The 18,653-nt window shown below is 66.5% G+C and carries 19 protein-coding genes; 13 read left to right on the forward strand and 6 right to left on the reverse strand.

From position 1 onward, the window contains the following. The first annotated feature begins 45 nt into the window (after positions 1-45). The 4 genes from BLW38_RS03605 to BLW38_RS03620 all read left to right on the forward strand — a co-directional run bounded on the left by BLW38_RS03605 (position 46) and on the right by BLW38_RS03620 (position 2,769). A complete protein-coding gene (locus BLW38_RS03605) occupies positions 46-1,323 on the forward strand; it encodes a hypothetical protein (RefSeq protein ID WP_092814359.1) in 1,278 nt (425 codons plus the stop codon). Further along, positions 1,320-1,739: a KEOPS complex subunit Pcc1 gene (locus BLW38_RS03610; protein ID WP_092814362.1), complete on the forward strand. Its 420-nt coding sequence runs from the start codon at positions 1,320-1,322 to the stop codon at positions 1,737-1,739. The genes BLW38_RS03605 and BLW38_RS03610 overlap by 4 nt, the downstream gene beginning before the upstream one ends. Next, entirely contained in the window at positions 1,736-2,377 is a 642-nt protein-coding gene (locus BLW38_RS03615; RefSeq protein ID WP_092814365.1) for a 30S ribosomal protein S3ae, read from the forward strand. The genes BLW38_RS03610 and BLW38_RS03615 overlap by 4 nt, the downstream gene beginning before the upstream one ends. Before the next feature lie 113 nt (positions 2,378-2,490). Further along, on the forward strand, positions 2,491-2,769 hold the full coding sequence (locus BLW38_RS03620; protein WP_092814368.1) for a DNA-directed RNA polymerase subunit L: 279 nt from the start codon (positions 2,491-2,493) through the stop codon (positions 2,767-2,769). Positions 2,770-2,877: 108 nt separating this feature from the next. Here BLW38_RS03620 and hisF read toward each other — a convergent pair whose 3' ends face one another. Beyond that, positions 2,878-3,693, reverse strand: coding sequence for an imidazole glycerol phosphate synthase subunit HisF (hisF, locus tag BLW38_RS03625; RefSeq protein ID WP_092814371.1), 816 nt, complete (start codon positions 3,691-3,693; stop codon positions 2,878-2,880). Positions 3,694-3,798: 105 nt separating this feature from the next. Beyond that, positions 3,799-4,275 (reverse strand): DUF5793 family protein, encoded by a 477-nt coding sequence (locus tag BLW38_RS03630; protein ID WP_092814374.1) that lies wholly within the window; start codon positions 4,273-4,275, stop codon positions 3,799-3,801. A gap of 138 nt (positions 4,276-4,413) precedes the next feature. Between BLW38_RS03630 and BLW38_RS03635 the strand changes: the two genes are divergently transcribed. The 4 genes from BLW38_RS03635 (at position 4,414) to BLW38_RS03650 (ending at position 9,429) form a co-directional block, all read left to right on the forward strand. Then, the gene (locus BLW38_RS03635; RefSeq protein WP_245710040.1) at positions 4,414-4,965 is read left to right on the forward strand and encodes a DUF7549 family protein; all 552 of its coding nucleotides are present in this window, start codon (positions 4,414-4,416) and stop codon (positions 4,963-4,965) included. A 133-nt stretch (positions 4,966-5,098) separates the two neighbouring features. Continuing rightward, entirely contained in the window at positions 5,099-6,796 is a 1,698-nt protein-coding gene (locus tag BLW38_RS03640) for a type II/IV secretion system ATPase subunit (RefSeq protein ID WP_092814377.1), read from the forward strand. 40 nt (positions 6,797-6,836) lie between these two features. Then, the gene (locus tag BLW38_RS03645) at positions 6,837-8,999 is read left to right on the forward strand and encodes a type II secretion system F family protein (protein WP_092814380.1); all 2,163 of its coding nucleotides are present in this window, start codon (positions 6,837-6,839) and stop codon (positions 8,997-8,999) included. Positions 9,000-9,105: 106 nt separating this feature from the next. Further along, positions 9,106-9,429 (forward strand): DUF5789 family protein, encoded by a 324-nt coding sequence (locus BLW38_RS03650; protein WP_092814383.1) that lies wholly within the window; start codon positions 9,106-9,108, stop codon positions 9,427-9,429. A gap of 112 nt (positions 9,430-9,541) precedes the next feature. Here BLW38_RS03650 and aglJ read toward each other — a convergent pair whose 3' ends face one another. Then, entirely contained in the window at positions 9,542-10,453 is a 912-nt protein-coding gene (aglJ, locus tag BLW38_RS03655; RefSeq protein WP_092815621.1) for an S-layer glycoprotein N-glycosyltransferase AglJ, read from the reverse strand. Positions 10,454-10,604: 151 nt separating this feature from the next. On the opposite strand from aglJ, the gene BLW38_RS03660 reads away from it, so the two are divergent. The 3 genes from BLW38_RS03660 to purM all read left to right on the forward strand — a co-directional run bounded on the left by BLW38_RS03660 (position 10,605) and on the right by purM (position 14,258). After that, the gene (locus BLW38_RS03660; RefSeq protein WP_092814386.1) at positions 10,605-12,458 is read left to right on the forward strand and encodes a TraB/GumN family protein; all 1,854 of its coding nucleotides are present in this window, start codon (positions 10,605-10,607) and stop codon (positions 12,456-12,458) included. After that, the gene (locus tag BLW38_RS03665; RefSeq protein ID WP_092814389.1) at positions 12,455-13,123 is read left to right on the forward strand and encodes a zinc metalloprotease; all 669 of its coding nucleotides are present in this window, start codon (positions 12,455-12,457) and stop codon (positions 13,121-13,123) included. Before BLW38_RS03660 ends, BLW38_RS03665 begins: the two co-directional genes overlap by 4 nt. A 112-nt stretch (positions 13,124-13,235) precedes the next feature. Then, positions 13,236-14,258 carry a phosphoribosylformylglycinamidine cyclo-ligase gene (gene purM / locus BLW38_RS03670; protein WP_092814392.1) on the forward strand — a complete coding sequence of 341 codons (1,023 nt, stop codon included), beginning with the start codon at positions 13,236-13,238 and terminating at the stop codon, positions 14,256-14,258. Positions 14,259-14,444: 186 nt separating this feature from the next. Here the strand turns inward: purM and BLW38_RS03675 are convergent, their stop codons facing one another. Both BLW38_RS03675 and BLW38_RS03680 read right to left on the reverse strand, forming a co-directional pair. Next, positions 14,445-14,984, reverse strand: a complete 540-nt coding sequence (locus BLW38_RS03675; protein ID WP_092814395.1) for a CBS domain-containing protein — start codon at positions 14,982-14,984, stop codon at positions 14,445-14,447. 133 nt (positions 14,985-15,117) lie between these two features. Then, a complete protein-coding gene (locus BLW38_RS03680) occupies positions 15,118-15,477 on the reverse strand; it encodes a DUF555 domain-containing protein (protein ID WP_092814398.1) in 360 nt (119 codons plus the stop codon). A gap of 392 nt (positions 15,478-15,869) precedes the next feature. On the opposite strand from BLW38_RS03680, the gene BLW38_RS16130 reads away from it, so the two are divergent. Together BLW38_RS16130 and psmB are read left to right on the forward strand one after the other, a co-directional pair. After that, complete coding sequence (locus tag BLW38_RS16130; protein WP_177167409.1) at positions 15,870-16,043, forward strand: hypothetical protein; 174 nt, start codon at positions 15,870-15,872, stop codon at positions 16,041-16,043. A gap of 214 nt (positions 16,044-16,257) precedes the next feature. Beyond that, entirely contained in the window at positions 16,258-16,977 is a 720-nt protein-coding gene (psmB, locus tag BLW38_RS03685) for an archaeal proteasome endopeptidase complex subunit beta (RefSeq protein WP_092814401.1), read from the forward strand. Positions 16,978-17,062: 85 nt separating this feature from the next. Here the strand turns inward: psmB and BLW38_RS03690 are convergent, their stop codons facing one another. Further along, positions 17,063-18,613: a type 2 periplasmic-binding domain-containing protein gene (locus BLW38_RS03690; protein ID WP_092814404.1), complete on the reverse strand. Its 1,551-nt coding sequence runs from the start codon at positions 18,611-18,613 to the stop codon at positions 17,063-17,065. Positions 18,614-18,653: the final 40 nt, after the last annotated feature.

Raw genomic sequence — 18,653 nt, forward strand, 5'->3', positions numbered from 1 at the left:
CCCACGTCCCCCGATCCGACACATCCCGACCCCACACACGTCCCGATGACCGATTCCGTGATCGCACCCGACGCGACGCCCGACACGATCGCCGGCGTCGTCCGTGACGCGCCGTTCGTTCGGCTCGTCGCTCGCGACGACGGCGATTCCCTCGCAGCGGCGTCGCTGCTTGCAGGGGCCGCACGCGGCGTCGACACGCCGTTCCAGATCCGGATCCATCCGGATCCCGCCGGGACGATCGACGGTACGACCGGCGACTCCGGGTCGGGCCCGTCCGCAGGAACCGATGACGAGGTTCACGTGCTCGTCGGCGTCGAGGGGATCGAAACGACGACCGCGTCCGCGGACGGCGGATCGGCAGACGACGGAGCGGCGGACGATAGGTCGACGGCAACCGAGTCATACGTCCTCCGGAGCGACGGTCGTCCGGCAAGCACCGCGGCCTTCGCGGTCGGAACCGAGCTCGGGGTCGACCCCGATCCGGTGCTCGCGCTTGCCGGCGTGGTCGCCGCCGGATCCGTTCCGGGAACGGACGGATCCGGAACCGCACTCGACGTTGCGACCCAGCGTGGACTCGTCGAACGGCAGCCAGGTCTTGCGGTCCCGTCCCCGGAGACGGATGACGGGCTCGCGACCGGGATCGCCGCCTCGACGCTGTTCCACGCGCCCTACTCGGGCGCTCCCGACGACGTTCGGGCCACGATCGGGGCGGACGTCCTCGCGGACGCCGACCGCCGCCGGGTCGCGTCGACGGTCGCCGTCGACGTGGTCGCGCCCGCGGCAGCGACGCCACGTGCGTCGTCGGCCGTCGAACGCGCGCTGCGACCGTACGCGACGACCGGTCCCGTCGGAACCGTCGGCGGCTACGCCGACGTTCTCGACGTGCTTGCACGCGAGTCGCCCGGAACCGGGATCGCGCTCGCGCTCGCCGGCACCGACGTGAACGATGACCTGCGATCGGCCGCGATCGAGACGTGGCGGATCCACGGGACCGCCGCCCACGCGGCGATCGCCGAGACGACGATGGCGCGATACGACGGCGTGTCCGTCGCTCGCGTGTCCGCACCGGCGGCCACGCTGCCCACCGTCGCTCGGCTGCTTCGGGAGTATCGATCGCCGGAGCCCGTCACCCTCGTCCTCGAACCGGATGCGGGGCGCGTCGCCGCGGCGGCGACGGACCCGACCGGTATCGGGACCGCGCTTCGGCGCGTTGCGACCGAACGTGACGGCACCGGCTGGGGCGGACCGACCCGTGGCGGCGCACGAGTACCGATGGACGACGACGGTTCGGCCGTGATCGCGGCCACGAGGGAGGCGTTATGAACGGGATCGACGACGGTGCCGGCGGCGACCACGCCGGTGACACCGATGCCCACCCTGGCGACGGCGCCGGGGGTCGCCCCGCTCGGACGGCGACCGTCCGGACGCGCCACGACGATCCCGAACTCGTTCGGGACGCCCTGGCGCCCGACAACACCGACTCGATGGACGCCCGCGTCGACGACGACGCGGTCGTCTGTTCGATCGAGCGGGAAACGACCGGCGGCCTGCAGTCGACGGTCGACGACTATCTCGTCAACCTGCAGGTGGCCGATCGCCTCGTCGATCGCGGCGCGGAACACCGGCATATGGCCGGGGAGACGCGGGATGAGGGGCGGAGTCGATCTCGGGATCGGGATCGAGACGTGGACCCGACGAACAGACAGACGACCGACACAGACACGACACACCAGACATGAGCGAACGATCCGTATCAAAACAGACGCAAGAGAAGCGATGGTACTCGGTGCTCGCCCCCGAGCAGTTCGACCGGGACGAGATCGGCGAGACCCTCGCGGAGGAACCCGAGCAGGTCGTCGGCCGGACGATCACGACAACGCTCGGCGATCTGAACCAGGACAGCAGCGGCAACAACACCAAGCTGACGTTCAAGATCACCGACGTCGGCAGCGACACGGCCTACTCCGAGTTCGTGAAGTACGAGCTGACGCGGGATTACCTGCGCTCGCTCGTGCGGCGCGGCTCCTCGAAGGTCGAGGCGTCGATCACGGTCCTGACGACCGACGACTACCGCGTCCGGCTCCAGCCCGTGTCGCTCACGACGAAGAAGGCCGACCGCTCCCAGGAGCAGGCCATCCGTCGCGTGATGATCGACCAGGTCCACGAGGCTGCCGCCGACCGGACCTTCGAGGAACTCGTCGACTCGGTCGTCGAGGGGCGACTCTCCTCGGCGATCTACGGCGACGCGAAGACGATCTACCCGCTCCGCCGCGTCGAGGTCCAGAAGCTCACCCTCGAGGCCCGACCCGAGGAGGTCGCGGCCGAGGAGGAAGCGTCCGTGGACGTCGACACCGAGGACGTCACCGTCGACGAGTAGGCCGGCGCGCCGTTCGACCGACCGACGCTTTTTCGAGCCGTCCGCGGCGGATGGCATCCGACCCGTCCCCCCGAGACGAAACGTTGAAACGCGGCTCGCACGAACCGCTGGCTATGGAACTGCGGGTCATCGACAAGAGCGAGGCGGAACTCCGCATCGAGATCGCGGGCGAGGACCATACCTTTATGAACGTCCTGAAGGGCGCGCTGTTGGAGCACGAGGACGTCGCCGCCGCGACCTACGACGTCAACCCCGAACAGTCGGGCGGCCAGACGGACCCCGTCTTGACCGTCAAGACCGAATCCGGAGATCCCCTGGACGCGGTCGAGGACGCCGCCGCCGCGATCACGGACAAGACGGCGGCCCTCTCTGACGTGGTTCGCGCGGCCTGAGGCGGTTCGCACGGCCTGAACGGAGACGCGACGTGAGCGTGGCACGGTCTGAGACCTGGTGCGGCGTGATCGTGCGGTGGGGACGTCTCGACGTGCTGGCACCCGTCGTTACAGCCGAACCGGCACGCCGCGGTCGTCCAGGTACTCCTTGAGTTCGGTGATCGTGTACTCGCCGAAGTGGAAGATCGACGCCGCCAGCGCCGCGTCCGCGTCGGCCTCGGTGAAGACCTCGTAGGCGTCCTCCGGCCCGCCACAGCCCGAGGAGGCGATCACGGGCGTCGAGACGGCCTCACAGACGGCGGTCATCAGCGGGACGTCGTAGCCGTCCTTGGTGCCATCGCGGTCGATGGAGTTGATGAACAGCTCGCCGGCGCCGCGCCGTTCGGCCTCCATCGCCCACTCGACGGCGTCGATGTCGGTCCCCTCGCGGCCGCCCTTCTTCGTGCACTCGAACCAGACCGACTCCCCGTCGGCCTCAACGTAGTGTTCGCCGGCCTCGTCATACCGCCGCCGAGCGTCGATCGAGATGACGATACACTGCGAACCGAACGCGGCCGCCCCCTCGTCGATCAGGGCGGGACGGTCGAGCGCGCCGGTCGTGATCGATACCTTGTCGGCTCCAGCTCGCAGCGTCTCCTTGATGTCGTTGGTCGTGCGGATCCCGCCGCCGACCGTCAGCGGGATGAAGCACTCGTCGGCGACGCCGCGGACGACGTCGAGCATCGTCTCGCGGCCGTCGGCCGAGGCCGTGATGTCGAGGAAGACGAACTCGTCGGCGCCCGACTCGTTGTACTTGCGCGCCAGCTCCACGGGGTCGCCGGTGTACTCCAGGTTCTCGAAGTTGACCCCGGTGTAGACGGCCGCGGTGCCGTCCTCGTCGAGGTCGACGTCGATACACGGGATGATGCGTTTGGTGAGTCCCATTCGCTGTCGAGTCCTTGGCCGCGGACGGTACTAAAACCACCCGGGGCGGCGATCGGCAACCGGCTGCCGGCCGCCACGTCCGGGCTGGCGATCGGGTCGCGCCGGCTACAGCTCGACGCCGGACGGGATCAGGCTCTCACCGCGAAGCAGGTTGCCGTCGGGGTCGTACACGAGGAAGGTCCGCTTCTCGTAGGTGACCAGATCCTCGTCGTCGACGGTGATCTCGACCCGGTAGCGTCCCTCCTCGTCGTCGGCCGACGAGCGGCCGTACTCGCGAGCGGCGCGGATGAACCGACGGACGTCGTCGGCCTCCTCGTTCAACTCGAGGACGAAGTCGCCGGTCACGCGGTTCGTGACCGCCACCACGCCCTCGGCGTCGGGGCCGTCCTCGAGCGAGTCACGGAGTCGGAAGGCGACGTCCGTCTCGTCGGCCGCCAGCAGTTCGCCGTCGGGCCCGGTCAGTCGTTCGGTCAGCAAGCCGTCGGGGCCGTGAAACGCGATCCGGACCAGCGGCTTGTGGTCGTCGCCCTCGGCGTCCGGCTCGACGTTCTCAACCGTCAGTTCGAAATACTCCCGCCGCATCAACTGTCTGATCCTTATCGGTCAGCCCGTATGAACGTAACGCCCCCGGATCATCCGGTCGGCGCCGATCGATTCGGAGCCGGCGGCCGTCTCGCCATCGACGGACGTTTTTAAGTGATCGCGAGGGTGCCTACACGTATGGTCTGGGTCCGATCGGAGTATGCCGGGGAACTGGCCGTCGTCTCGGCGTGGCTCGCCGCACTCATTCCCTGGAACCTGACGTACGCCTCTATCCCGGGATACGGGACGATACTGTACCTCCGCTACCCGTTCCTCGAGGTGCAGTACCTCGTCGGCTGGACGATCGACGATCGGTCCTTTTTCCTGCATTCGATCCCCGCCGCGCTCCGCAACCAGGCAGGGCAGGTCGTCGCCGACGCGTATCTCGCGTGGGCGGCGGGGTCGACGCTGATCGCCGTCGCCGTGCTCACCGCGATCGCCTACTACCTCGCCGAGGAACGCGTCGAGAACGGGCCAGTTGACCCCGTCAGACTCATCGGCGGGCTCCTGCTGGCCGCGGGGATCGTCCTTCTCGCCGCAACGTATCTCCTCGTCACCCTCGGCGTGCCGGGGATCCCGCTCCCGGTCGGAACCCTCCTCCTCGGCGCTCTCGGCGCGATTCTGCTTCTGGCCGATCGACGCGAGGACGCGGTGGATGAGACGGAATACCGAGCCGACCACGCCGAATGACCGGTGGTGGACGACGCGGAATGACCGGTGGTGGATGACGCCGAATGACCGGTGGTGGCGAAACGGGCTCCGGCGTGATCCGGCGACGGTACAGCATTTAAGTCGACGCGGGTCGACGACCGGATAGGAACCGATGTCCGGACCTTCGGATGCCGATCGAGAACCCGACGGGCGGCTCGAGACGCTTCGCCGCCGCACCGTCCGAACCTGGGAGATGCTTCGCGGCTCGGACATCGCCGTTCGCCCGTTTCGTCCCGGCGAGGACGGCCCGCTCGGTACCTTCACCGTCCCGGACGGCCACGAGGAGATCGACCGATACTGGGTGAACGCGCCGTTCGCGTACGTCGTCGTCACCTACGACGACGAGGAGAGCCAACACCGCTATCACGCCGTCGAGCCCGATCTCGACCGGTTCACCACGTCGCTGTTGCGTCGCGTCATCGACGACATCAGGGATCCGCTGCTGTTTCAGGACGGAGCGGGAACGACCGCGGAAAAAACGCTCAAAGCGGAACTCGAGACGCTGCTCGAACAGTACGGGGTTGACGCCGATATGGCGACCTTTCACGCCCTGGCGTACTATCTCTACCGTGATTTCCGCGGGTTCGGAAAGGTCGACCCGCTGTTGAACGACTCCCACATCGAGGACGTCTCCTGTGACGGCTATGACCTTCCGATCTTCGTCTACCACGACACCTACACCGACATCGAGACGAACGTCTCCTACGGGAAAGAGGAGCTCGACAACTACGTGATCCGGCTGGCACAACAGTCGGGACGTCACATCTCCGTCGGGGAACCGATCGTCGAGACGACCCTTCCGGACGGCTCCCGTGCGGAGCTGGCGCTCGGTGAGGAGGTGACCCCGCGTGGGTCCGCGTTCACGATCCGCCAGTACGCCGACGAGCCGTTCACGCCGATCGACCTGATCAATTACGGGACGTTCTCGATCGACCAGATGGCGTACTTCTGGCTGTGTATCGAGCACAACAAGTCGCTCATCTTTGCCGGCGGGACCGCCTCGGGAAAGACGACGTCGATGAACGCCGTCTCGATGTTCATCCCACCGCGCGCGAAGGTACTCACGATCGAGGACACGCGCGAACTCTCGTTGTACCACGACAACTGGCTCTCCTCGGTCACTCGCGAGCGTCTCCACGAGGGTAGCGACATCGACATGTACGACCTGCTTCGCTCCGCGCTCCGGCACCGCCCGGAGTACATCCTCGTCGGCGAGGTCCGTGGCGAGGAGGCCGTCACCCTCTTTCAGGCGATGAACACCGGCCACACCACGTTCTCGACGATGCACGCCGACTCGATCGAGACCGTCATCAACCGGCTCGAGAACGAGCCGATCAACGTTCCCCGGGCGATGGTCCAGTCGCTCGATATGCTGTCGATCCAGACGCTCGCCAGGTTCGGCAACGAGCGCGTCCGGCGCGCGAAGGTGATCGGTGAGATCGGCCAGATTGACCAACGAACCGGCGAGCTCGACTACTCGTCGGCCTTCGAGTGGGTTCCGGAATCCGATACGTTCACAATGAACGATTCGGAGCTGCTCAGCGAGATCCAGGAGGAACGCGGTTGGGACCGTGCCGAATTGCTCACGGAGATAGATCGTCGGGAACGGTTCCTCGAACTCCTCCGCGAACTGGGTATCACTGGATACAAGCGATTTACGGCCCTCGTTAACGAGTATTACGCCGATCCCGAACGCGTGATGGAGCGTCTCGAGGGCGAGTCGGAGACGGCCGACACAGCCGACACGGCCGACACGAACTCGATGGGTACGGACGCGACCGAATCCGGGACGGAGGTGCCGGACGCGTGATCCGTCGTCCCGACGACTCCTCCGGCGAGGCCGACGATCGATGATCCAGGTGCTCCCGCTGGTCGCGCTGGTTCTCGCGGTCGGCATTCTCCTGGCACCGGCGGTAAACCGGCGGTCGAATCTGATCGTCACGCGACTTGCGCTGTCGCTGTTCGGCGAGTACGTCGCCGACGAGAGCCCGCGGAAACAGGACCAGAGAGAGCTGTTGCGGGCCGCCCATGCCGCAACGACACACCGAGTGTATGCCTCGAAGACGCTGTTGTACGCCGGGACGGCCGGGATCGCGGGGGCGATCATCGGAACCTATCTGGCCGCTGGCGTCCTGTATGCGCTCGAAGTCGGCGCCGACCGGATCGAGGCGGCACTCCCGACCAGCCTCGCGTTCCTTGCGGACCTCGCGCGGCTGTCGACGATCGGTGCCGGCGAGCTGTTCGTTCTTCTGCTGTTCTTCTCGGGAACGATCGGCGCAGCGCTTTCGATAAGCGTGTACTACGTCCGGTGGTTCCTGTTGGACCAACGCGCCCACACTCGCGGCGCACGGATCGACGCGACGCTGCCGCGAACCGTCGCGTTCGTCTATGCGCTATCCCGGTCCGGAATGACGTTTCCGACCGTGATGGATACCCTCGCGGAGAACGAGGACGTCTACGGCGAGGCGGCGACCGAACTCGGCGTCGCGGTCAGGGACATGAACACCTTCGGGACCGACGTGCTGACCGCGTTGCGTCGCGTCTCACACCACACACCGAGTGAAAACCTCGAGGAGTTCGCTGAGAATCTGGCGTCGGTCCTCGGGTCGGGGCGTTCGATCTCGGCGTTCCTCAACGACCAGTACGAGCGCTATCAGGAGGAGTCGGAGGCCCAGCAGGAACAGTACCTCGAGCTGCTGTCGACGTTCGCGGAGGCGTACGTGACCGTGTTGGTGGCTGGACCGCTGTTTTTCATCACCATTCTCGTCGTGGTCGGCTTGGTCATTCAGGATACCGTTCCGATCCTCCAGATCGTCGTGTATGCCGGGATTCCGCTCGCGAGCATCGGCTTCATCGTGTACGTCGACAGCGTCACACAGCCCGTCGACGACGCCACCGGTTCGGCAGTCGGCGACGACGCCGACGATGCCGACGCCCAGGTGGTTTCCGGCACCTCGGCGACGACTACCGGGACACGCTCGGACGGCGGCGGCATCGGAATTTCCGGGGAGACGGAGGCCGACCGATGGCAGGCCAACCGGGAACGCCTCGAGCGATACGACAGGTTCCAGCGGTTTCTCGGATGGATCAGGGAGCCGAAGCAGCTGTTGCTGTGGAACCCGCTCACGTCGCTTGCCGTAACGGTACCGCTGGCGCTCGTGTGGATCTGGTCGGCGTCGGCCCCGATCCCGACGTCGTCGATCGACGCAGCGGTTCGCGGCGTCGATGACGCCGTCGTTCAGTCGACGACGTTCGTGCTTGCCGTCTATGCCGTCCTCTATGAGATCCAGAGCCGACGAACGTCACGGATCGAGGCCGCAGTGCCGGACTTTCTCGACCGACTCGCGTCGATCAACGAGGCTGGGATGACCGTCGTGGAGAGCCTCGAGCGCGTCCAGCAGTCGGATCTCGACGACCTCACCCCCGAACTCGAACGAACGTGGCGGGACATCGAATGGGGATCGGACGCGGAGTCGGCGCTCTATCGGATGGAACGCCGGATCAAGTCGCCGCTCATCTCCCGGTCGGTCGCGTTGATCGTGAACGCGATGCAGGCAAGCGGCGACATCGCCCCCGTGCTCAACATCGCCGCCGACGAGGCACGAGCAACCCGCCAGCTCCGCCGCGAGCGCAAGCAGGTGATGCTCACGTACCTGATCGTGATCTACATCTCGTTCCTGGTCTTTCTCGGGATCATCGCCTCGCTCACGCTCGCGTTCATCCCGGCGATCGAACAGGCCGGACAGGCGGGTGGCGCAGCCGGGATCGGCGGTGGAGGTGCCGGTGGCGTTGGCGGCGTCGGCGGCGGTGTCGGCGGAATCGCGGGCGGACTCGGCGACGCGAACATCGAGGGATATGAGTTGATATTCTACCACGCCGCGGTGATACAGGGGATCTGTTCCGGGATGATCGCCGGACAGCTCGGCGAGGGTGATCTCCGGGACGGCGTCAAACACGCCGTCATCCTCCTGGGAGTGACGTACGTGTCCGCGGTCGCGATGGGTCTCATTTGATCCGAGGGTCGTCCGTCTGTCCATCCATCCGTCCGTTCGGATCGCCGTGAACTCCCCGAATCCGAGTCGCCTGGGTTTTTGAGGGACGAACCCGAACGATGTCACGATGGCAGTACGCCCCCCGAGCAACGACGCCGACGAACCGGACGTGATCGAGTTCGGGATCGCCGCACTCGATGCCCGTCTCGACGAGTCCGACGTCGAGTTCCCCGCGACCCGGCAGGAGGTGCTCGCGGGGCTTTCCTCGACGGCGATCCCCTACGACGCCTCGGGACGGTCGCTGGAACTCGCGGACGCACTCGAGCGCGTCGACGCGGAGCGATTCGAGACGCGTGGGGAACTGATGAACGCGGTGCATCCGGTCTTCGAGGAGCGTCGGCGCCAAGGCGGATCGGTTCTCGACCGGATCCGCGAGGCGCTTCCGTTTTGATCGACAGTTCCGTTTTGATCGACAGTTCCGTTCCGAGCGACAGTTCCGTTCCGAGCGACAGTTCCGTTCCGAGCGACCGTCTCGACCACCCACGGCCTTTCGACGGGGTAGTTCACTCCCGCTCGTGTCCGTCGATCCCTTCCCGATGCAGGGTGAGGATCATGTCCGCCAGGAACCCGAACATCAACAGCTGGAAGCCGAGCAGGATCCCGGCTGCGGAGACGATCGCCAGAATCTCGTGGCCGACCCCGTTCGCGATCCAGTCGTAGAGAACGTAGATCGCCATAAGGACGCCACCGGCGGTCGCGGTCGCCCCGACGCTGCCGAAATAGAACAGGGGATTGTTCGTCTTCGCCTTCCGGTACAGCTCCAGAAAGATGATCCCGCCGTCCCGGATCGGATGGAGATTCGTGTCGGAACCCTCCGGACGCGGTCGGTACGTGATGGGGACGACCTCGACCGGAACGCCGCGCTTGACACACTCAACCGCCATCTCGGTCTCGATGCCGAACCCCTCCGCGGCCAGCGAGAGCTCCTCGAACGACTCCCGCGTGAACGCGCGATACCCCGACAGGATGTCCCGGTAGTCTCGGCCGTGGATCCGGGCGAACGCCCGGTTGATCAGTCGGTTGCCGATGCGGTTGAGCCGCGTCATCGCGCCGGGGCGCATATCCGCGAATCGGTCGCCGATGACGTGTTTGGTCCGCCCGTCCCGGAGGGGTTCGAGCATCGCCGTCGCATCCGCGGCGTCGTAGGTCGCATCCGCGTCCGCGAGCAGTACGAACTCGGCGTCGACGTGCTCGGCGACCGCCTCACGGACCGCCTGTCCCTTTCCCTCGCCCGACTGTTCGACCACCCGTGCGCCCGCCTCGGCCGCGAGCTGCCGGGTCTCGTCGGTTGACCCGCCGTCGACGACGAGGACGTTCTCGAACCCCGCCTCACGGTAGTCGGCGACGACGTCCGCGATCGTGGCGGCTTCGTTCATCGTCGGCAGGAGGACACATACCTCGGGCGACCCGGTCATCATCGAGTGGTGGTTGACCAGTGTGGTTAAGTATGGGGGTTTCACCGCTCGATCGCCGCCTCCACACCGATCGACGGGCTCCGATCACCGTTCGAACGTCCGCGCCCCCGACACACAACCACTATACGCGGGGATCGACTAGCGGCTCCCAATGCCCGATACGCCCGAGGAACCGGACGATCGATCCGGCGGATCGTCCGGCACCCCGTCACCGTCCTCGACCTCGTCCGTCCGTGAGCCGGACGTCGGGGACGACGCTGATGCGGACCATCCACACGCATCCACGTCGAACGCCGACGGCGACGGCGATATCGACGGCGACTCCGGGTCCATAGCCGGATCCGGATCGGTGACCGTGGTCGGTACGGCCCACGTCTCGAGCGAGAGCGTGACTGAGGTCGAGGAGACCATCGAGCGCGAGCGGCCGGACGTCGTCGCGGTCGAACTCGACGAAGGACGCTACCGACAGCTGCAGGGTGAAACCCCCGACGATCTGGACGCGAGCGACCTCCTCAAGGGGAACACCGTCTTCCAGTTCCTCGCCTACTGGATGCTGTCGTACGTCCAGACACAACTCGGCGAGCGGTTCGACATCGAACCCGGCGCCGATATGATGGCGGCCGTCGAGACCGCCCAGTCGTTGGGGATCGACGTCGCGCTCGTCGACCGCGACATCCAGACGACGATGCAACGCTTCTGGGCCCGGATGACGATCACTGAGAAGCTCCGGATGGTCGGCGGGCTCGCGTTCGGCGTGACGGACTCCCGGATCGTGGGGCTGCTCGTCGGCCTCATCGCGGGGCTGCTCGTCGGTCCGGCGATCGGACTGTTCGGCGGTGCGATCGGCGTGACGGACGCGATGCTGCTTCGGACGGCCGGCGGGGTGATCGTCGGCGGGATCGCTGCATACCTCGTCACAACGATCGGGTCCCGATCCCTCGACCCGGAGACATGGATGATTACCGCGCTCGCGACCGGACTCTCGGTCGCAGGGATCGCCGCGCTCACCGGCGTCCTCGACGGCGTTCTGACCGCGTGGCTCAGCCCGTTTGCGATCCGCGCGCTCGGGAGCCTTGGCCTGGGTCTGTTCGGTGGCCTGACGCTCGGTCTGTTCGTCGCCGGCGTGCTCAGCCTGTTCGGTGGCCTCGAACCGACCGAGGAGGGCGGGATCGAGGAGTTGGAGCTTTCCGAACTCACCGACGCCGACGCCGTCACGATGATGATGGAGGAGTTCCGCCAGTTCTCCCCTGGCGGTGCGGAGGCACTCATCGACGAGCGGGACGCCTACATCGCACACCGGCTCGTGGTGCTTCGTGACCGTGGGTTCGACGTCGTCGCGGTCGTCGGCGCGGGCCACCGGCAGGGGATCGAGTCGTACCTCGCGAATCCCGCGACGCTGCCGCCGGCGGAGACGCTGGTCGGGACCGAACGCACGAGTGCCCGCCGCATCCCGTGGGGAACGATCCTCGGGTACGGGATCACGATCGCGTTCGTCGCCTTCTTCGTCCTGCTGGCGATGGCGGGCGTAAGCAACGGATTCCTCTTCCGGGTGTTCGCCGCGTGGTTTGCGATCAACGCCGTCTTTGCGTTCGCGTTCGCGAAGCTTGCCGGCGCCAGATGGACGTCCGCCGGCGTCGGCGGCGCCGTCGCGTGGATGACGTCGATCAATCCGATGCTCGCGCCCGGCTGGTTCGTCGGCTGGGTTGAACTGCGGACGCTCTCGGTCAACGTGAGCGACATCGCCACGCTGAACGAACTCCTCTCCGACGAGACGAAACCCGTATCGCAGATCCTCTCGGAAATGTTCGATGTCCCCCTGTTTCGACTCATCATGGTCGTCGCGATGACGAACATCGGCAGCATCGTCGCGAGCTTCCTGTTCGCGACCTATCTGGTTCCGCTTTTCAGCGCCGAACTCGGCGGCGTCGCCGACGTCTCGCAGTTGATGGTCGATGGCGCTCGCCGGAGCGCACGGACGATCTGGGAGGTGTTTGTGACCCGATGACCCGCCGCTCCGTCGATCGTGGGCTCCGGATCGCCGGGCTCCAGTTTAGTCGGACGGAGCTGCGCGATCTCCTCGTCGCCTGGGTCGCACTCGGCGTGGCGTTCGCCGTGTTCTTCGAGGGTGGAGCGGGGGCGATCGGCGCGCTCGTGTCCCCCGCCGGGATCGTGTTGGTCGGCATCAGCCTGGCGACGGCCGGCGTCGCGTTCCTCCTCCACGAGGTCGCACACAAGGTCGTCGCGGTCCACTACGACCAGATCGCCGAGTTCCGGGCAGACCACGGGATGTTGTTCCTCGCGGTGATGTCGGCGTTCCTCGGGTTCATCTTCGCGGCACCCGGCGCGGTCCACCACCGCGGTCGGTTGACCCCGCGGGAACACGGCCACATCGCTCTGGCCGGCCCTGCGGTGAACCTTGCGCTCGGCGTGCTCTTCGCGCCGATTCTGGGGATCGGCCTCGCCACCCAGTCGACGATCGTCTCGGTGCTTGGCGCGCGCGGCGTCGCGATCAACCTCTTTCTCGCGGCGTTCAACCTGATCCCGTACGGTCCCCTCGACGGGAAGACCGTGATCGGCTGGAACAAGCCGGTTTGGGCGGTCTGTTTCGTCGTCTCAGCGCTCGCGACGGTCGGGTTCCTGCTCGGCGGTGCCGGCGCGTACGCGTTCTGACCAACTGACCGTCGTCGGGGATGGGGCGCCACCGGACCTCGACGCCGACGACCCGGAACCGCTGCGGCCGGCAAGCGGTGTCCTTTTGGACCGGCGAGCCGCCTGCACGAGTATGACCGACGAGGATTCCGGACCGGACGCCGCGGCGGACGATGTGGCGGATGGCGACGGCGACGACGCGGAACTCACCTACGCGGACTCGGGCGTCGACATCGACGCGAGCGAGGCCGCGACGGCGGCCCTCATCGGAGCCGTCGGCGACTCCGAGGGCGACTACGCCGGCCTGCTCGACATCGGCGACCGCTATCTCGCGCTCGCGACCGACGGGGTCGGGACGAAGCTGCTCGTCGCCGAGGCGCTTGGCGACTACTCGACGATCGGGATCGACTGTATCGCGATGAACGTCAACGATCTCGTGGCGGCCGGGGTCAGACCGGTCGCGTTCGTCGACTATCTCGCGGTCGAGGATCCCGACGAGGACGTCTCCGAGCAGGTCGGACGCGGACTCGATCGCGGTGCCGACCGTGCCGACATCGAGCTGGTCGGCGGCGAAACGGCGGTGATGCCCGAGGTGATCCAGGGACTCGACCTCGCCGGAACGGCCGCCGGGCTCGCGGGGAAGGACGACGTCTTCGAGGGGGTCGCTCAACCGGGAGACGCCATCGTCGGGTGGCGATCCTCGGGGATCCACTCGAACGGGTTGACTCTCGCCCGGACGGCGGCGACGCGGACCCACGAGTACACCGACCCGTATCCGTACGACGACTACGAAACGATCGGTGACGCGCTCCTGGAGCCGACCCGGATCTACACGGACCTGCTTGACCCCCTGCGCGCCCACGGTGTCCACGGGGCGGCCCACGTGACCGGCGGCGGCTGGACCAATCTCAAGCGGCTCGGCGAACACCGGTACGTGATCGACGATCCTTATGAGGCGCAGTCGGTCTTCCGGTTCGTTCAGGAGGAGGGGAACGTCTCGGACGAGGAGATGCACCGGACGTTCAATATGGGGACCGGATTCGTCGCCGCCGTCGATCCGGATCGGGCGTCATCGCTCGCCGACGCAAGCGGTGGTCGCGTGATCGGGCACGTCGAGGACGGCGACGGCGTCGCGATCCGCGGGCTGGAGCTGTAGGCGATCGGAAGCGGTAAGTCGGGATCGCTGATGGACCGTCGACGGGTCTTGATGGCGAACAGGGTACGCGTCGCGTGGATCCACTCCGGCGCGTACCGCACCCGTCCGGACCGGGAGTGAACGATTCTCACCGCACAGGTGCGCTGGTTCGTAATGGCTTTTAAATGACGGGGCGATCCCGGATCGCTACGAGAGATGCGCCGCGATGTCGGCTTCGGTGATGATGCCGACGGTCTCGCCGCCGTCGGTGACCATCACGGCCTTGTAGTGGTCGAGGAGGTTGCGCAGTTCGTCGACGGTGACGTCGCGGGCGACCGTGGGGAACGACTCGCTCATCACCTCGCTCACCGGATAGTTCCCGACGTCCTCGCCGGCCTCGTTGATGTCCGAGAGGCTGAGGGATCCGACCGGGATCCCGTTTTGGAGCACCGGGACCTGCGAGTACGCCTCCTCGTCCATCAGATCGAAGGCGTCGCTGACGGCGTCGTCGGGCGCGACGCTGACCACGGTTTCGTGCATCAGGTCCTCGGCACGGACGACTTCGCCTTCGGCCTCCTCGAGCGCGTTGACGATCCGACGAAGCGTCGAGAGTCGCGGGTCGACGTCGCCGCCCTCGATCCGGGCGATGAGGGGCTGTGAGACGCCGGCCGACTCCGCGAGGGCGCTTTGGGTCAGTCCCAGGGAGGTGCGGCGTTCCCGAAGGTCCTGTGGCGTGGGTAGGTCCATGGGGAGGGATAACTATGGGTTATACGAAAAGGTTTCGGCGCCGGTCGATCTCGCCCGCGAGATGGGTCGGAGATGGGCCGGCGATCGGGACTCCGTCGGCGATCGGGGATCGGTCCGCGATCGGCGTTCCCAGCTACTCGTCCTCGTCGGCCTCAGTCTCGACGATCTCGATGACCTCGAGGGGAACGTCACGGAGCGCGCCGCCGACCTCGCTTTTCGCGATCCGGGACGCGTGCTCCTCGCTGTCCGCGTTGAAGATCTCGATCTCCAGAAGGAGGCCGACGAGCGCGGTGCTGGCGGCGATGAACGCGGAGTCAAAGGGCTCGCCGCAGGCGGGACAGGGGGTCGCGCCGACCTCGACCTCCACGTACTGTTTGTCGGTCTCGTTGAGTCGCTTGCCGGCCTCACTGACCGCGACGCCGATGGCGTCATCGATGTCCTCGACGTCACGAACCAACCAGGCGGCCTCCATCGCGACCAGGTAGTTGCTCATACCCGTAACTGGATGCGGGAACACACGTGCTTTGCGGTTTGGGCTCGCCGTTCCGGCGGGGATCGATCGTCGGTACAGTAACGAGCGAGACCGACCGCGGAGTGGTCTTCACGGCGATCGGAACGTGTCAGAGACACCCACGATGAAAGTGAACATATCAGACACACTCACGATCGGATCCGTTGATACGCGCACGACTCGACGTGCTTTTTCATACGTTATGAGAATAATACGAGGCGCCCAACCGTTCTATCGGCGTGGATCCGCCCACGGAGTGGTCGCGCGATCACCGTCGCGGTCAATCCGATAATCGGCAGACTGCGGCGTGGTCCGGTCGACCCGCCGGTGGGAAGGTTTATATATGCCCTCCGTCTGGTCCGGAGCGAAGATCGATGCTCAGTCGCACCCGACACGCCATCCGATTCGGACTCCATCAGCTCACCATCACTCTCGGTATCGCCCTGTTCCCGATCATCCTCGCGGCCCGCCAAGCCGGGATCCCGATCCCCATCGCGATCAGCCGGCTCGTCCGCGCAACGGGTGCGGCATCGGACGCGGCGAAGTGACGCCACCGATCGGTCTGCCGGACCGCTTCCGCGATCGACGATCGGCGCTCCCCGCTCGATTCACCCGTATGGATTCTGCTCCATCTAGCGCCGGCTGTGCTCCGCCATCGGCGTCGCATCGTTCTCCAGCTGTGTCGGACCGTGGTCTCGCTCGTCGTGGTCGCAGGGGACCGAAGGGTTGCCTTTATCAGCGCCCGTGGCGAACCGGTACCTAATGCGAACACCGACAGGCGACCTCTCGATGGAACCGTCGAGCGACCAGCCGGTCTTCGGTCCTGAGCTCGGCGAGTTTACCGATCGTGAGCAGCGAGCCGCCGAGGCGAACGACGGCGAAGGGATGAAGACCGGAACGACCACGGTCGGGCTCACGACCGACGAGGGCGTCGTGCTGGCGACGGATATGCGCGCCTCGATGGGGCACATGGTCTCCTCGAAGGACGTCCAGAAGGTCGAACAGATCCACCCGACCGGCGCGTTGACGATCGCCGGGTCGGTCTCGGCCGCCCAGTCGCTCATCTCGACGCTGCGTGCCGAGACGAACCTCTATGAGGCGCGTCGCGGCAAGGAGATGTCGATGCAGGCGCTCTCGACGCTTACCGGGAACCTGCTCCGCTCGGGCGCGTTCTTCATCGTCCAGCCGATCCTCGGCGGCGTCGACGAGGAGGGTGCCCACATCTACTCCATCGACGCCCTCGGCGGAACCACCGAGGAGGAGTACACGGTCACCGGTTCGGGATCGCAGTACGCGCTCGGTGTCCTCGAACAGGAGTTCGAATCGGGCCTCTCGATCGACGGCGCAAAGACCGTCGCCACGAAGGCCATCAAGTCCGCGGTCGAACGCGACCTGGCCTCCGGTAACGGGATCAACGTCGCAGTCGTCACCGACGAGGGCGTGGAGATCACGCGCCACAAGGACATCGACGGCCTGCTGTAGGTCGACAGTTGCGTCGGCGACGAGTTTGCTGTACAGCCGGGTTATGACTTAACTGATCGACGGGCACCACCCGTGAGCGACGGCGTTACCACTCCGTGAAGCTCCCGTCAACGAGCGTCTCCGCCTGCTTTTGAATGTACTCCCGTTGCGTCTCCACGACGGCGTCCACAAAGGACGCGCCGTCGTCGAGTCGGTTGCGAACGCGCTCGCGCTTCCAGCGAGCCGGCGTCATCCGTTCGGTTGCCCGCCACCGGAGCGGTGCGATCCATCGTTCGGCAGTCGAGGGCGAACAGCCGGCCGACTCCAGGCCCGCGACCGCGTGGTCGAGGAGGTCGGTGAAGAGCTCCTCGTGGTCGTAGGTGAGCTCCCCGTGGTTGCCGATCCACGTCAACTCCGCGTCGATTCCGTCGGCGACGGCGGCGTCGAAGTTCTCGCGGGCCCGTTCCCACGGGAGATCGATGACGGGGTGTTCCCGGCGGGGCAGTTCCTCGAGCAAGCCGGCAAAGGCGGCCTGAAACGCGATCGAATCGCCGACGGTCGGCTGTGCGGGGATCGGACGGAATTCGATCCGCGCGTTCGCCGCCGATCGCGTTGCGCCGTCGAAGACCGGCCGAACCCACCGCCAGTAGGTGCCGTGTTTGCTCCGGAAAGTCGCAAAGTCGTCGTCGAATCTGGTTCCCGTCTCCGGATCGACCGGAACGAACGACTCGTCGGCGGCGATCCGGTCGACGGCTTCTTCGACCGTGTCGAAATCGCGCGGGAATCGGACCTTGGGCTCGGCCGTACGGCTGTTCAACACCGACTCGAAGACGTGGATCCGGTTTTCGTGTGCGCCCTCGGCGAGCACTCGCTCGCCGTCCCAGTCCTCGTCGTACAGCGACGGCGGGAAGAACGGCGAGTTGACCCCGAGCGCCAGCAGCGGTCCCGCGATCCGCAGCGCATACCTGAAGTGAACCGGCAACATCGCCGCCTGCGAGACCTGGTAGTGGGGCTGGATCGAGGTGATCAGACTCTCCGGCATCACCGTTTTCGTGGTCAGCGAGACGCCCGGCGCCTCGAGTTCGGTCTGCCGGCCGCTGGATCCGTCGGCGGTCGCGTTCGCCATCGCGTGATACCGGACCGCGTTGCTCATGTTCGTCGCGATGTGGACGCCGTCGATCTCCACGCTGTCGGTAAGATACTCGGTGGCGGTTTCGCCGGTCGGCGGAATCGTCCACAGGCCGTCCGAGACCAGCCGCATCCCCTCGGCGGAGGCGCACTCGAGTGCGGCCTGCAGACGGGCGCGCACCTCCGAGAGCTGCGCCTCGAGCCCGTGGTTCGAAAGCGGCTGCGGGCTCGTGGACATCTCGGCGTTGTGGAGGCCGAGCTCCTTTTCGAATCCCATCAGCTCGAGCAGGCGTCGCGGCACGCGCATCAGGGAGAACTCGCCGTCGTGGGATTCCGCGTTCCATCGGCCGTCGCCGACTGCGTAGAACTCGTACTCGAAGCCGACGATCGACTGATGATTGTCGAAGGCGCCGTCGCGGAGCCGCTGCTTGACGACCTCGGCGTCGGCCTCCGCCCGTGCGTGAAACGCCTCGATGTCGATGTCGAGGGCCTCACGGACGCGTGCGGAGAGCTCGTGGTCGGTGTCCATACAGGGTCCACACACCCACGACGGTATAAATGTCCACGAC

This window comes from Halopenitus malekzadehii, assembly GCF_900108505.1.
Lineage (GTDB): Archaea > Halobacteriota > Halobacteria > Halobacteriales > Haloferacaceae > Halopenitus > Halopenitus malekzadehii.